This is a genomic window from Neisseria subflava (genome assembly GCF_003044645.1).
Taxonomy (GTDB): Bacteria; Pseudomonadota; Gammaproteobacteria; order Burkholderiales; family Neisseriaceae; genus Neisseria; species Neisseria subflava_B.
Genome location: NZ_POXL01000001.1, coordinates 237860 through 253054 on the forward strand (window position 1 = coordinate 237860; position 15195 = coordinate 253054).

The following is a 15195-nucleotide window of genomic DNA, read 5'->3' on the forward strand; positions in this document are numbered from 1 at the left end:
GATGAAGCGGTTTATTTGTTTTAGTATAGCACCGGAGCGTGTGGTTTTACGGCAATTTTGGTTATACTTGTTTAAAGAATAAAACGGCGTTTTGACAGGGAATTTCCCAATCAAAACGCCTTCTGTTTTTCAGACGGCCTTGCGTCCAAATCAGTTGTTGATTACTTCGACATTGGTTTCAAAAGTAACGGCGTGCTGATATTTAGATGCGGTTTTGCGTTTCGGATAAGGATATTTGGAAACGCTTTTCACTGCGCGTTCGTCCATTTCAGGATTACCGCTGGATTGAATGATATTCACGCGGTCAACATTGCCAGCAGGAGTTGTGAAGACATCCATCAAAACGGTTTTAACGCTGCCATTTTGCGCTTTCATGGCTTCCAGGGTTTCGGTATCGGCTGCTTGTGCGGTACCGAATACAGCGGCAAACAACAGGGCTGAGGCGAGGAGTTTAGTCGTTTTCATGTTTTAGTCCTTATTAGGGTTGTGGTTAGGTTAAATATTTCAGACTGCCTGATTCGTCGTTATTTGAAATTCAAAATCGGCCAACCTTTTGCTTTGGCTTCTTTTTCCAGCTCGGCATCCGGATTGACGGCGACAGGTTCATCCACGATACGCAGCAGCGGCAAGTCGTTTTTGGAGTCACTGTAAAAATAAACCTTGCCGTAGCTTTCAAATGTCTCGCCACGCTCGGCAAGCCATTGGTTCAATCGGGTAATTTTGCCTTCTTTCAGGCTGGGCGTACCGACATAGTTGCCGGTATATCGGCCGTCTTCGCCGGTTTCAAGCTGTGTGCCGATGACGTTGTGAATACCGAAAAGATGGCAGATAGGGGTAATGATAAATTCGTTGGTCGAAGAAATAACCAACATTTCATCGCCCGCCATTTGATGGCTTTGCACCAACATACGCTGCATCGGAGAAATGTGTGGAACAATATATTCGGCCATAAACTCGCGATGAAACTCAGCCAATTCTTCCTTGCTGAAACGGGCTAAAGGCGCGAGATGGAATTTGAGGAAGGCATCGATATCAAGACAACCGTTTTGATAGTCTTGGTAGAACTTTTCATTTTGCGCCTCGGTTTCAGCCGCATCGACTATGCCTTTTTTAATCAGGTATTGCGGCCAAGAGTGATCCGAATCGGTATTGATCAAGGTATTATCGAGGTCGAAAATGGCAAGGTTTTTCATTGGGTTTCCTGTTGTTTTAGAAGCTGGCGCAAAAGTGGCAAAGTAATGCGCTTGCCCATCATAACGGCGTAGTTGTCGAGGGTATCGAGCATTTGCATCAGGCTGTCCATATCGCGCCGCCAATGGTTCAGCAGGTATTCGAAGATTTCCGGATCGATGGTTACCTGACGGGCGGCGGCCATGCTGACGAGCGCATCGATTTTTTCCCGGTCGGTCAACGGTTTGACTTCGTAAACCAAGCAATACGCCATGCGTGTGCGCAGGTCTTCGCGGATAACGAGTTGTTGCGGCGTATATTCGGAACTCAAAAGCAAAAAGCCTTTGCCGCTGTTGCGGAAGCGGTTGAAGATGGCAAATAGTAAAGCCTGTTCTTCATTATTGAGCTTTTCGATTTGGTCAATGGCGAGATATTCTGCATCCAACGCGGCTTCTGTCAGCGGCGTGGCGGCGGCATCAATATAGAGAGCATTTCGTCCGGCATCGAGCGCCTGTGCGACCCATGCCTGCAAGAGATGGCTTTTGCCTGCGCCCTCTTCGCCCCACACATAGATAAACTGCCCATGTTTGTGCTGCAACACATACACCAGCTCGGCATTTTCTGTTCCCAGAAATTTGTCGAAGCCGGGATAATCATGGCTGGCAAAATCGAAGATGAGCTGGTTCACAAAGGCGCACCGGTTAGGTTGAAATCGGCTTTATTTTACGTTGTTTTGCCGTCCACCATCAAGGATAAAGGCCGTCTGAAGCCTATACCTGCAACATATCTGCACTTCTAAACATATCTTGACGTGCTTACGGCATTGGTTTTATTCCGCTTTGGTTTTACAATGTCGAACTTCTCGCCGAAACATTTGTCTGTTCTTTTTCAGACGGCCTTTTTATTTGGGGAACCCTAGTGATTTCTACCCTTATTGATTTCATCCTCCATATCGACCAACACCTTGTCCACCTCTCCGCCCAATACGGCCCGTGGATTTACGCGATTTTGTTTGTTGTGATTTTCTGCGAAACCGGTTTGGTCGTAACGCCATTTTTGCCCGGCGACTCACTGCTGTTTGCCGCCGGCGGTATTGCGGCCATCGGCGGCATGAATATCCACGTCATGGTATTGCTGCTCTTAGTAGCCGCCATTTTAGGCGATGCGGCCAATTTTATGATCGGCAAGTATTTTGGACAAAAACTGTTTGCCAATCCTGATTCCAAAATTTTCCGCCGTTCGTATTTGGAAAAAACCCATGCGTTCTATGAAAAACACGGCGGCAAAACCATCATCATTGCGCGCTTTGTGCCGATTGTGCGGACGTTTGCGCCATTTGTCGCCGGCATGGGCGATATGCACTACGCGACGTTTATCCGTTACAACATTATCGGCGCGGTGTTGTGGGTATTGTCGTTTTCCTATGCAGGCTACTTCTTCGCCAATATCCCCGTCGTCAAAAACAATCTGGGCTTAGTCATGGCGGCAATCATCGTGATTTCGATTTTACCTGCGGTAGTCGAAGTCATCCGTGCCAAACTTAACGCCAAAAAATAACAATCAATCGAAAAGTTTGAAAGTTTAAACACATCAAGGAATTGTCATGCCGTTGCTGTCTATTGAGTTTGCGGTATTCTTTATCGTATTTTTGCCAGTGTACTGGGCATTTGCACGTTTGCCGCAAGTTCAAAACGTTTTACTTTTGGTTGCCGGGCTGGGCTGGCTTTACCGTATCGACCCTATCTTTGCCGCTCTGATTTTGGTTTACTCATCTGTGGTTTACCTGGTCAGCGTGCTGATGTTTTCTGAAAACGAGAATATCCGCAAATTTTGGCTGGGTTGCGGTATTTCGGCGGCATTGACTGTTTTGTGTTTCTTCAAATATTTCGACTTTTTCCGCCCGATTATTCAGCAATATACAGGGCAAAGCGCCGTCATCGACATCCTTTTGCCTCTGGGCTTGTCTTATTACACTTTCCAATCGCTGGCTTACTTGGTGTATTGCTACCGCGAGCCTAAGGGAGACCGTTTTGAATGGCACGAGCTCCTACTGCATCTGAGCTTCTTCCCCACCATCACATCTGGCCCGATTATCCGTGCGGCCGCTTTTAAAAGCATAGACGGCGAACAAGCAGGCGCATTGGCGCAAATCCGTACCAAACAGGCACGCCAACTGATTTATCCGGCTTTGGCAGTTGGCCTGATTGTATTGGGCATTGCCAAAAAATGGTGGCTTGCCGGCGTATTGGCAGAAGGCTGGGTATCGCCTGTTTTTGAAAATCCGGCCCAGTTCGACGGCTGGGGCGTGTTGTCTGCGATTTATGGCTACACCTTCCAACTCTTTTTCGACTTTTCCGGCTACTCGGATTTGGTCATCGGCTTGGCCATGCTGCTCGGCTTCCAGCTGCCGAAAAACTTTGCCGCGCCGCTTCGCGCCATCAACATCCGTGACTTCTGGGATAGATGGCACATCAGCCTTTCCACTTGGATTCGCGACTATATCTATATCCCTTTGGGTGGCAGCAAGAAAGGCTTCGGACGCACCCAGCTCAATCTGATGACTGCCATGTTGCTTTCCGGCATTTGGCATGGCTACGGCTGGAGCTTTTTGATTTGGGGCGCGCTGCACGGTGCGGCTTTGGTCTTCCTTAACTGCGGCGATAAAATCGTCGGCCGCAATGCTTTAGGCCGTCTGAAAATCGGCAAACCGCTTGCCTGGCTGTTTACCTTCCATTTCGTTTGTTTCGCTTTTGTCGTGTTCAACAGCGCAACGCTTGCCGATACGGAAATGCTGTTTAGCGCATTATTTGCCAATGACAAAGGTTGGAACGCGCCTCTGCCGACCGACCTCATGTTGCTGGGTACATTTGCACTGATGCTTTTGCTGTACCCGTATTTGCTTCGCTTATTTGAAGCATCAGTAAAAGGCTTGGACAAACTGCCTGCATGGCTGTGGTTTATCCCCATCACGCTTATCCTCGCCCTGATTATCGTCTTCGCCCCGTCCGGCATTCCCGGCTTTATTTACGCCAACTTCTAAGGAGCAGAACATGAAACGCTTTATCTCCCTGTTTGTTTCTATTCTGCTCAGTGCGGTTGCGCTGACGTGGTTTGCCCAAAACTCCATCAATGCCTATTGGCAGCAAACCTATCATGAAAACAGTCCGCTTGAGCCTTTATCCGAATACGCTTGGTGGCGTATCGGTGCGGATTGGCAACAAAAAGCCTACGAATTTTCAGACGGCCTGAAAGCTTCGCTGGAAGCAGAAGACACTTTGGCTTCGGAAGACTCTGGCATTGAAACAGCAAAGCCGTCTGAAAATACGGAGAACATTGAAACATCGGACAATCAAAAAGAGCCTACCGCTTCTGATGCGGCTAACAATACGGATACCACAGCCAGCGAGCCAAGCAATCAGGATGATCAGTTGGCAACGCAGGTTGTATTGAAAAAAGGCAACAAAGTTTTCTTTGCCGGCGACTCGCTGATGCAGGGCGTTGCACCTTTCGTACAAAAACACCTCAAGCAAGAATATGGCGTACAATCGGTCAACCTCAGCAAACAAAGCACCGGTTTATCCTACCCCAATTTCTTCGACTGGCCGAAAACCATCGAACAAACTTTGCAAAAAGAACCTGACATCCGCGTTTTGGTTGTATTCTTAGGCCCTAACGACCCTTGGGATTTCCCGATGGGTAAAAAATACCTGAAGTTCGCCTCCCCCGAATGGGAAGCGGAATATCTCAACCGCGTCCGCCGTATTCTTAATGCAGCCTCCACACATGATGTCCAAGTCATCTGGCTGGGCATTCCTTACATGAAAAAAGCCAAGCTCAATGAACAGATGCGCTACCTCGACAAAATCCTGTCGGGTACAGTATCGCCTCAAGCCATCTGGCTGCCGACCGACAAACTGTTGAGCAATGGCGCAGAAGAGTATGCCGACTCTGTCAAAGTAGATGGAAAAATCATCCGTTACCGCAGCAAGGACGGCATTCACTTTTCCGCAGAAGGCCAAAAACTATTGGCCGGAAAAATTATGGAAAAAATTAATTTTACACACGATACACAACCATGAAATTTAATAAAACCTTACTCCTCACGCTTCTCGCACTCCCTATTACCGCCTGCGCAACCAATGACGGCCTGTTAAGCAACTACGGCTCCAACCGCCCTGCCTGGCTGAACAAACTGCAACAGCTCAACCATACTTCAGACGGCAAATTCCGCATTATCCAAGTCGGTGACTCCCATACTGCCGGCGACTATTTCACCGACCGCCTGCGTCGCCGTTTGCAACAACAATGGGGCAACGGCGGCATCGGTTGGGTTTATCCCAACACCGTTAAGGGCCAGCGTATGGCAACCATCCGTTACAACGGCAGCGGTTGGAACACCATCAGCAGCCGCAAATCACACAGCGATTTTTCTTTCGGCGGTATTGAAGCACGCGCCGATGGCGGCAGCGTTACCTTAAGCGCAGCCGACGGCAGCATGGATATGCAACAGATCTCCATTTTCGGCAAACCGGTTTGGTCCGAGCAAACCCTGACCGTCAACGGCCGCGAAATCCCTGCCACACAAAACGGTTGGCAACTGATACGTACCAATGCTTCCCTGCCGATGACCCTCAGCAGCAGCATGCCTTGGCAAATCGGTTTCATTAATATCGAACGCCCCGGACGCGGCGTAACCGTTTCCGCCATGGGCATCAACGGCGCACAGTTGTCCCAATGGTCAAAATGGCGGCCGGGTATGTGGGAAGATTTGGCACAAACCAAAGCCGATTTAATCATCCTTGCCTACGGTACCAATGAAGCCTTTTCCGGCAACCTCGATATTTCCTCTACCGAGCGGACATGGCGCAATTACATCCGTCAAATCAAAAACACCCTGCCCAACGCAGGTATCCTGATCCTCGGTGCTCCGGAATCTTTGAAAACCGCCTACGGAAGCTGCGGCAACCGCCCTGTCTTACTAAGCGAAGTACAACAAATGCAACAACGTGTTGCCCGTGACGAAAAAATCATGTTCTGGTCTTGGCAGGATGCGATGGGCGGGGCATGCAGCATGAAAAGTTGGATGGCTCAAGGCTTGGCAGCCAAAGACGGCGTTCACTTCTCTGCACAAGGTTACGAAACTGCAGCTGATAAGCTTGCCGACAGCCTGATCCGCTTTGCCCAATAAATTGGCAAAAGCCTAAGTATTTTTCATTAACAGCACACAAAAGGCCGTCTGAAATTGATATTTCAGACGGCCTTTTGTTTATCGCTTATTCAGCAAACTACCTAATTTTTAAGCCAACAAATTGCTGCTCATTCGTTGCGTTTGGTTTTCCGTAAAATGAACCAATCTTACCTGCTTATCAAAACCTAATGGCTTGGCGACAAGGCGGTTGGGCAGCTTGTTTAAATGATGGTTGTAACTTCCGGCTCTGCGGTTGTAAGTACGGCGTGCCGATGCGACTTCAGCTTCTGCAGCATCCAGCATTTCTATCAAACCGGCCAATTGCTCATCAGGATACTGTTTCAAAAGGCCGTTGACGGCAGTTTGCAATTTTTTCAGCGCATGATTCAATGCTGTTTCGGCTTCACACAGATGTTTGATTTTGGATTCGGAAAATGTTTTGGCAGTTTGCGCCAATGCGGTTTCGACTTCGGCACACATCTGCTGAACGTGTTGATCCGATGCAATGCCCTGCTCTTGCAGGTGTTTGCTGTATGCATCCAATACATGACGGACGGCCTGATGTCGGCAGTCGAGCGCAATACGCAAAGAGACAAAAGATTCGCGACAGTCTTTTTTGCGGTCTTTCAACTGTTGTTTGAAATACAATAAGACGGCGGCGATTGATACAAAGATAAGTGCAAGACTAATAATGCCCATAGTGAGTTCCCTAGTTATGATGCCACTCATATCGGTGGCTGATTTTATTAACATCGATTATAATCCAATTTTAATATTTTTTCCCAATTTTCATAAAAAAGGCCGTCTGAAATTCAGACGGCCTGAAGTTTATATTTCTATTTCAATGCTTTGACTTGATGTCAATAACCCACACTTCTGATTGCGAACCCAAACGAAGGGGAATGCCCCAGAAGCCGTAGCCTGAAGTGGTGAAGAAATGGCCGTTGCCGATTGCTTCATAACCATAAGCGAGACGATAAAGCGTACGGACGATAAGGTTGGCGGGTGCAACTTGGCCGTTGTGGACATGGCCGGAAACCTGCACATCTATCGGCAGCCGGGCATGGGTTTCGATTGAAGTAGGACGGTGATCCATCAATAAAACCGGTAATTGGGTATTTTGACCTTCCAAAAGCTGCTCCGCACTAGGACGCTTGCGATCCAAATCATCGCTCCGCCCTACCAGCAACACACCATTCACTTCCAAAACCTGATTGGCCAAAACCGTCAAACCTGCCGCTTCCAATTCATGTTTGATGCGCTTCTGATCGCGGAACCAGTCATGATTGCCCAAAGTGGCGTAAACGCCCATCGGCGCAGTCAGCTTCTGCAAATGCGGTTTCATGTTTTCTTTCAGGTACGCATCGACGGTATCGTCCATCAAATCGCCCGGCAGCAACACCATATCGACTTGTTCCTGCTTCATAATGTCCGTCAGCTTGTCTAATTGACGCGCGCCAAACAAAATCCCCAAGTGCAAATCGCTGGCCACGCCGATACGTAGCGGCTTATCCATTTTCTTATTGATGAATACGGTCTGATGGCGGACAACGGGCGTATAGGCGTTATACATCCCAAAACCGAGCAAACCGGCCACAAACAAAGGCGCAAACAGCCTCAGGCTTCGAGAAAGCGGTTGGCGTGCCATAAAACGGCGCAGCAAAAGATACAGGATAAATGTCGCCAGCGCGGCATACATCACAAACAGCAAGATCACCATCCAAAACGCCACCACGCGGAACATCATATGCCCCAATTCCAGCAGTAAGCCGACCAACAAGCCGTTTGTAATGAAATAGGAAATACCCATCAGCCAACGCCTGCCGACTTTGCCAATCCAAGGCGCAAACAGCCATTGCAGCGAACGCCCAAGCCCGAATGTAAACACTTGCAACAGAATGACGCTCACAAAAAACATCTTGCCAAACATGCCTTTCCGCCCTAAAAAATCAAAAGGCAGATTTTAGGCCGTCTGAAACTTTCAGTGTATAATCTCCCGCGTAAAAACCCATAATATTTTGAAAGGAATCATCATGAGCCAACCTCAATCAGCTATTATTCCTGATCACGCACAAGCCGGTATTTTTATCGAAGCAGACATTTCAGACGGCCGCAACGAAGACATCAAATCTGCCTGCCGTCTTTCTTTGGAATCCTTGGCCAAACTGAAAACTCGTTTTCCGAATGATATTTTGGGTTTGACCATTGCTTTTGGCAGCCGCGCATGGCAATCGTTCGGCCATACTGACGAAGGCAGAGAAATCAAACCTTTCCCTGAATTGGGCAACGGCCTCGCCCCTTCCACCCAACACGACCTCTATATCCACATTCAAGCCACCGAGCAAAAAGCCGCCTATGCCTTGGCTCAATCTGTTTTAGGCGCATTCGGCGACAGCATCCGCGTATCCACTGAAGAACACGGCCTGCGCCTGTATGAAGACCGCGGCTTTGACGGTTTTATCGATGGTACGGAAAATCCGCAGGGCGATGACAATGTGCGCAATGTCGCCATTATTCCCGAAGGCAAGCCCGATGCCGGCGGCAGCTATGTTTTGCTGCAAAAATACCTGCACGATTTGAAAAAATGGGATGCCGTTCCTACTGCCGAACAAGAAGCCAGCGTGGGCCGCAGCAAAGAAACCAATGATGAATTCAGCGAAGATGTACGCCTGCCCGACTCCCATCTCGGCCGCGTCAATGTCAAAGAAAACGGCGTTGGCTTGAAAATCGTCCGCCGTAGCTTGCCATTCGGCAAAATCAGCGGCGAACACGGTTTGATGTTCACTTCCTATTGCAACACGTTGCACAATATTGAAGTTCAACTGCTCAATATGTTCGGCGAATCTGACGGCAAAACCGACTTACTGCTGAAATATTTGTCTAAAGCCGTATCAGGTGCTTACTACTACGCGCCTTCTGTCGAGCGTTTGCAAAATCTTTAACGGCTCACAGGCCGTCTGAAAAAACCTGCCTTCTCAAAGGCAGGTTTCGTTATTTAAATTCCCTTAATATTTTATGGTATCATCATAGAAATTTATCCCATCGTTGCTTAATAAACCCTGATTACAGACAACAATAAAAACTGATACGCCCCAAGCAGCTATTTTCGATAAAATAAACCCAATTATTATCCCTATAAAATTACGACACCATGTATAAATCCCGCCTTCTTCCCCTACCCGTATTGATTCTCTCCGCGCTGAACGCCTATGCGGCCAATACGCCGAATCCGCTTGATCAAATCGATAAAAACGTACCCAACCAATTCGACAAAGACTTCCGCGACAATCTCGATCAAATTCATTCGGTCGAAATCCAAAAACGCGAGCAGTCGGCATGGGATTTACAAAAAAAACAAGATAACGATGCGGTTGCACAAGAGGTGCCGTCTGAAAACAATACCGAATGCTTGGATTACACCGGTATCGAGCTTTCCGGTATTACCCTCATCGATTCCCAAAAGATTGAAGCCAAGTTACCCAAATGCATCAATCAAAACAGCATCAACCAACTGAACCGGGACATCGTTGCCGAATATATCGCTCAAGGCTATCCGCACACGCAAATCAAATTTGAAACCACGACTGAACGCGTCCTGAAATTGACAGTCATCGAAGGCAAAATCCGTGAGATTACCGGCGGCTCCCGTACGGTCAACGTCGACACCCTCTTTCCCAATCATCAAGGCAAACCGCTAAATATCCAATACCTCGACCAAGGTATCGAACAGGCAAACCATGTTGCCGGCAACAACGTCAGCATCGATGTTTATCCGCATGATGACGGCACCGCCTCCATCCAACTCAACAACGATGCCGAAAAACATTGGGGCGGCAGCATTACCATCGACAATAAAGGCAGCAAACCCAATACCACGACACTGCGCAGCAGCCTGAATATCGGCAGCCCGTTGGGATTGAGCGACTCCCTTTATCTAAACGGCTACACCAATCTAAACAACCACGACAGCCATTACAGTCGCGGCGGCAGCCTGTTCTACCAAGTTCCTTATGGCGCATGGACATTCAGCACTTACGCTGCCGCGTCGCAATCGCAAAGCATCCTAACGCCCAGCGTAACGCGCTACGCCTACCGCTCCCAATCCAAAGCGGCAGGAATCAAAGCAGACCGCGTATTCTCACGCAGCCAAAAACACATTGCCTCCGCCTATGCCGGCATCGATTATGTGAAACAGACTGCAAAATTTGCCGACAGCAAACTGGAATTGCAAAGCCCTGAAATCTATTCGGCACAAGTCGGCCTGTCGCATACAGCCATCCTGCCAAACGGCATTTGGCTCAACAATATCGGCGTGGAACAAGGGTTTGCGAAAAATACCGAACATACGCCGTTCGACAAACGCTATACCTCTGTATCCTTGCAAAGCAATTTGATTCAAAACCGCCCATTGGGCAAATGGATCGTGCGCAACCATCACCAAGTCGATGCCCAATATAGCCCACATGATTTGTTTGCCGCCAAAGAAATGGACGTCGTCGGCTACCAAAATGTACGCGGTTTCCGTTCGACTTCTTTGGGCGCAAGCAGCGCAGTCCTGTTAAGCAATACCGTTTATTTCCGCCGTAATACGCCCCACGGCATCTATATCGAACCTTATCTGGGCGCAGACATCGGCGTTGCCAAAAATCATCACGAAGGTTCGCAACGCGCCATGGGCTTAGTGGCAGGTTTGAATTTGGGCAAGGCGGACAAATGGCAGCTTTCTGCCGACTACGGCAAAGGTTTTGCGCGCATGCCCAACCAATCAAACAGCGAAAAACAGGATCATGTGACTGTTTCTTTACGCATTCCATTTTAAAGTTATGTAAATATATATCCTTTTATCCAATATATAAACCGCCCATCTTAATATTATTAATTTTCCATTAATATCAATGAGATGGGCGGTTTTTATTTGCATTTGAAATAGTGCACACAAGGCCATACTGGTGGTATGATTGTAAAAAATTTCATAACAATGTTAATACATTCAAAAATTTCCTCAACAGAAATCCAATACTCGATATGGGATTTCTGATTCAATCTCCATCACGATAAATAAGGATTAAAATCCATGAAAATCGACACTTTATATCAGCCTAAGCTCTCAGCTTCCGGCAAAGTAACTGTCGCCGTGTGCTTTGCATTCCTGGGAAATGCAGCGGTAGCCGCCAATATCGAAGCCATCGGCCAAACTTCGGTACAGCAGCAGCACAATGTTGACATCGTCAACATTGCCGCACCGACGGCCCAAGGTCTTTCTCACAACCAATATAATAAGTACAACGTTTCCCAACACGGCGCCGTTTTGAATAATGCCCTGTCTGCCGGTAAATCCCAACTGGCCGGAAACCTGTCTGCCAACAAAAACTTCCAAGGTCAGGCCGCATCTGTGATCTTGAATGAAGTGGTCAGCAAAAACCCTTCCCTGATCTTGGGTCAGCAAGAGATCTTCGGTATTGCCGCAGACTATGTTTTGGCAAACCCTAACGGCATTACCCACAACGGCGGCAGCATCCTGAATGCCAACCGCGCATCCTTGGTTGTCGGTACGCCAACTGTTTCAGACGGCGCATTGAAATCTTTCAATATCAGCGACAATGGCAAACAACTGCAAGTAAACGGCAATTTGAGCGGCAACCGCGTAGTTGACCTGCTCGCGCCGCAAGTTGTAGTCGGCAAATCAGCCAACGTTAATGCCGCCGACGCCATCAACATTTCTTCAGGTAAAAGCAACTTCGACTACAAAACCGCACAAATCGAAGCATTGGACGCTGCTTCAAATGCGCCGGTGCTTGACGGCCATATCTTCGGCAGTATGCGCGCCGGTACCATCCGCATCCACGCGACCGACAAACGCGCCAAACAAAACATTCAAAATGCCGCCATTACCGGCACCCGCTACCTGAATATCGACAGCAAAGGCAACCTGAGCATCCAGTCAGCCAATCTGACCAGCGCACAAATGGAATTATTTGCTCGTGATACCGACATCAAAGGCACGGTTACCAGCCATTCCGCCAACAAATCTTCCAGCGGCAAAGAGGCAAAAAATGTTCAACACTTCCGTTCAGACCGCAACAAAACGGAAAACTTTACCGCCAGCAATATCAATGCATCCGAGTCATTGACTTTGAACAACAGCGGCAGCCTCAACCTGAGCGCGGCCAACATCAATGCCGGTGCGCTGACTGCATCTGCCACGGGCAACATCAATTCTAACGCGGTAAAAACAACCAACCGTACAGAATCCGACCATACTCAAAGCAAAGGCCTTTGGTACAACAACAACCTGAGCTCTTCTGCTGACGAAAGCCTGCATCAAACCAAAATCAATGCCGGTTCTGTCAATATTGCCACCACAGGCAAAGTCCAATTGGACGCGACCGAACTGAACTCGGCTGCTGATGCTCGCATTGCCGCCCAACAAGGCATCGTATTGAGCAGCAACAGCGAAACCGACAGCAGCTCGACTTATGTCAGCTTCAAAAATGAAACTGCTGCCCTGAAAACCGGTATCGCTACAAAATCTTCCAAAAACTCTACCGCCCATCAAACCAAAATTTCCGCAGCCGGTGATATCGGTTTGATTTCCGAAGGCGATTTGAGCACTTACGGCGCAAGCATTGCGGCAAACGGCAATATTGTTACCGATGTCAACAACATCAACTTGGGTACTCAAACCACCATCAACACCAACAGCCTCGACGACCAGAAAAAATACTGGGGCGGTCTGTTCGGCGGTGAAAGCCAAGTTCAAAACAACCGTACCGAAAACCTGCACAGCAGCAGCATTACTGCCAACTCAAACGTAGTTTTGGGTGCAAAAAACGGCGTCAACGTTTACGGCAGTACCGTTGAAGGCCAAGCCGGTACATTCGTCAGCTCCAAAGCAGGCAATGTTGATATTAAAAACGCCACCAGCACCGATACTTCCGCACAAAGCGCGCGTAAAGGTACGATTTTCAATATCACGACCTCTAAAACCAGCAGCAATAGCAGCATTGAAAAAGTAACCGGTTCAACCCTGGTTTCCAATGCCGACCTGACCGTTGTTTCCAACAAAGACATCAATGTGATCGGCTCTGCATTGTTTGCGGCACAAAAACTGCAACTGTCTTCCGCAGGCGATTTGACCATTGATGCTGCCAAAGCGGTAGAAAACAAACAGGTCAACGAGTATTCCATCAAAGGCTACTCTGGCACCGAAACCAATAAAGAAAACGGCAGCGTGACTGCCAAAGCCGGTATCAAATTCACCGATACCCACACCGACACCCATTCTGTCGGCCTGAACGGCAGCATTTTGACCGGTAAAAACACCCAGTTGTCTTCCAACTCAAACATTACCGTCAGCGGCAGCCAAGTCAACGGCGAAGAATCTGTCAACATTTCCGCAGCCAATGACGTCAATATTGTTGCATCCAAAGGCAGCAACACTGTGACCGAATCCGGACGCGTAACTGATTTGGGCGTATCTGCTACTGCATACGAAAAAAATAACGTTGCAGGCGTCGGCGTGTCTGTCGGCATTACCAGCACCAAAACAGATGCAACTACCGTAACGAATACATCCCATGTATCCAACATCAACACCGGCGGCAATACTACCATCACTGCAAACGGCAATATTAATCAAGAAGGTACAGTGATTAATGCGACCGGCAATGTGGTTGAATCTGCCAAAAACGTTACCCATGCAGCGGCACACAGCGGTGCGAAATCCGATGTGAAACAAAATAGCGGCGGTTTGGTCGTTTCTGCCGGCATCAGCACCAACAAAGGCATCGGCGGTGAAATCACTGCACAAGGTCAAGGCAATTCTTCGACCCACAATGAATCCACTGCAACCGTAACCACCATCAACGCAGGCAATGCCATCGTTTTGGCAAATGACAAAGTGTCTGATGAAGGTACAAAATATGATGTTACCGGTGCGATCAACATTGATGCAGGTTCATACCACAACACTGCCGCCCACAACACCAGCAACAGCAGCAGCAAACAAGGCGGCGCTTCTTTGACTGTCGGCGCGTACACCAAAGACGGTTCAAACGTTGATGTGAATGCGAACCTGAACGTCAACTACGCTGATGAAAACAAAAAAGAATCTACCGCCGTCAAAGGCGATATGAATGCGACCAATGTTGTCATCAACGCCAAAGACTCTGCTGAAATTGCATCCAACATTACTGCCAACAACAACGTCAACATTACCGCAGGCAACGGCGTAACCTTCACCGAGTCAGCCAATACTGCCTCCAACCAAGGTACAACCGTTAATGTCGGTATCGGCGCTGGTGCGACAATCAATGTTGAAACCGGTGTTGCCGTTCCTCACGTCAATGGCTCTGTCGGCGTCAACAAAACCGATAACGCTTCTTCTACCGCCACAGGCGCGAATGTAGCGGCCGGCAACGAGATTAAAATCAATGCCAACAACGGCGACGTCAACCTGCACGGTACCAACCTGGTATCCAACAACTCCGTTGAAGTAGAAGGCAACAAAGTCAATACTTCCGGTGCGATCAGCAGCGTTAACGAAAAAAATCTGACCGTCAATGTCAACGGTAGCTACGCTTCAGGCAAACCAAACGGCGGCATCAACGCCAAAGGTAAAAACGAAGCCAACGTAACCAATACGGCAAACACCATCCAAAGCGACAATGTTGTTATTACTACCGGCTCTCCAACCGGTTTGAGCGTCAACAATACGACCATCAACGGTAATAATGTTGCGTACTACTATGACGACAGTAAAGCTCCTGCGGCGAACCGTTATACCTATCGTCCTCGCCAACCAAGCTACGCCAAACGCCGTTTGCGCTACTAAGATG

General features: G+C 48.4%; 12 protein-coding genes. 7 read left to right on the forward strand and 5 right to left on the reverse strand.

Annotated features, from left to right (window positions below; all coding sequences use genetic code 11):
- Positions 1 to 150 precede the first annotated feature (150 nt).
- From DBY97_RS01195 to hda, 3 genes are read right to left on the reverse strand one after another with little or no spacing between them, the layout of a single operon-like run.
- Positions 151 to 465 carry a TonB family protein gene (locus tag DBY97_RS01195; RefSeq protein WP_070584188.1) on the reverse strand — a complete coding sequence of 105 codons (315 nt, stop codon included), beginning with the start codon at positions 463 to 465 and terminating at the stop codon, positions 151 to 153.
- Between the two features lie 59 nt (positions 466 to 524).
- Positions 525 to 1193, reverse strand: coding sequence for an HAD family hydrolase (locus DBY97_RS01200; protein WP_070646826.1), 669 nt, complete (start codon positions 1191 to 1193; stop codon positions 525 to 527).
- Positions 1190 to 1858, reverse strand: a complete 669-nt coding sequence (gene hda, locus DBY97_RS01205) for a DnaA regulatory inactivator Hda (protein WP_003682428.1) — start codon at positions 1856 to 1858, stop codon at positions 1190 to 1192. The genes DBY97_RS01200 and hda overlap by 4 nt, the downstream gene beginning before the upstream one ends.
- 230 nt (positions 1859 to 2088) lie before the next feature.
- Here hda and DBY97_RS01210 point away from each other — a divergent pair, with 230 nt between their 5' ends.
- Genes DBY97_RS01210 through DBY97_RS01225 form a run of 4 tightly spaced genes read left to right on the forward strand, consistent with a single transcriptional unit; the run spans position 2089 to position 6358 of the window.
- Positions 2089 to 2727 (forward strand): DedA family protein, encoded by a 639-nt coding sequence (locus tag DBY97_RS01210; RefSeq protein ID WP_070608201.1) that lies wholly within the window; start codon positions 2089 to 2091, stop codon positions 2725 to 2727.
- A gap of 46 nt (positions 2728 to 2773) precedes the next feature.
- Complete coding sequence (locus DBY97_RS01215) at positions 2774 to 4210, forward strand: MBOAT family O-acyltransferase (protein WP_107857166.1); 1437 nt, start codon at positions 2774 to 2776, stop codon at positions 4208 to 4210.
- A 10-nt stretch (positions 4211 to 4220) separates the two neighbouring features.
- Positions 4221 to 5249, forward strand: a complete 1029-nt coding sequence (patB, locus tag DBY97_RS01220; protein WP_107857167.1) for a peptidoglycan O-acetyltransferase PatB — start codon at positions 4221 to 4223, stop codon at positions 5247 to 5249.
- Positions 5246 to 6358 (forward strand): SGNH/GDSL hydrolase family protein, encoded by a 1113-nt coding sequence (locus tag DBY97_RS01225; protein WP_107857168.1) that lies wholly within the window; start codon positions 5246 to 5248, stop codon positions 6356 to 6358. Before patB ends, DBY97_RS01225 begins: the two co-directional genes overlap by 4 nt.
- 108 nt (positions 6359 to 6466) lie before the next feature.
- Here DBY97_RS01225 and DBY97_RS01230 read toward each other — a convergent pair whose 3' ends face one another.
- Positions 6467 to 7057 (reverse strand): LemA family protein, encoded by a 591-nt coding sequence (locus DBY97_RS01230; RefSeq protein ID WP_107857169.1) that lies wholly within the window; start codon positions 7055 to 7057, stop codon positions 6467 to 6469.
- 142 nt (positions 7058 to 7199) lie between these two features.
- Positions 7200 to 8288 (reverse strand): metallophosphoesterase, encoded by a 1089-nt coding sequence (locus DBY97_RS01235; protein ID WP_107723085.1) that lies wholly within the window; start codon positions 8286 to 8288, stop codon positions 7200 to 7202.
- Positions 8289 to 8391: 103 nt separating this feature from the next.
- Here DBY97_RS01235 and DBY97_RS01240 point away from each other — a divergent pair, with 103 nt between their 5' ends.
- From DBY97_RS01240 to DBY97_RS01250, 3 genes are all read left to right on the forward strand, one after another.
- On the forward strand, positions 8392 to 9300 hold the full coding sequence (locus tag DBY97_RS01240) for a Dyp-type peroxidase (RefSeq protein ID WP_107723084.1): 909 nt from the start codon (positions 8392 to 8394) through the stop codon (positions 9298 to 9300).
- 209 nt (positions 9301 to 9509) lie between these two features.
- Positions 9510 to 11177 (forward strand): ShlB/FhaC/HecB family hemolysin secretion/activation protein, encoded by a 1668-nt coding sequence (locus DBY97_RS01245; protein WP_107857170.1) that lies wholly within the window; start codon positions 9510 to 9512, stop codon positions 11175 to 11177.
- Between the two features lie 255 nt (positions 11178 to 11432).
- Positions 11433 to 15191 carry a beta strand repeat-containing protein gene (locus DBY97_RS01250; protein ID WP_107857171.1) on the forward strand — a complete coding sequence of 1253 codons (3759 nt, stop codon included), beginning with the start codon at positions 11433 to 11435 and terminating at the stop codon, positions 15189 to 15191.
- Positions 15192 to 15195 lie beyond the last annotated feature (4 nt).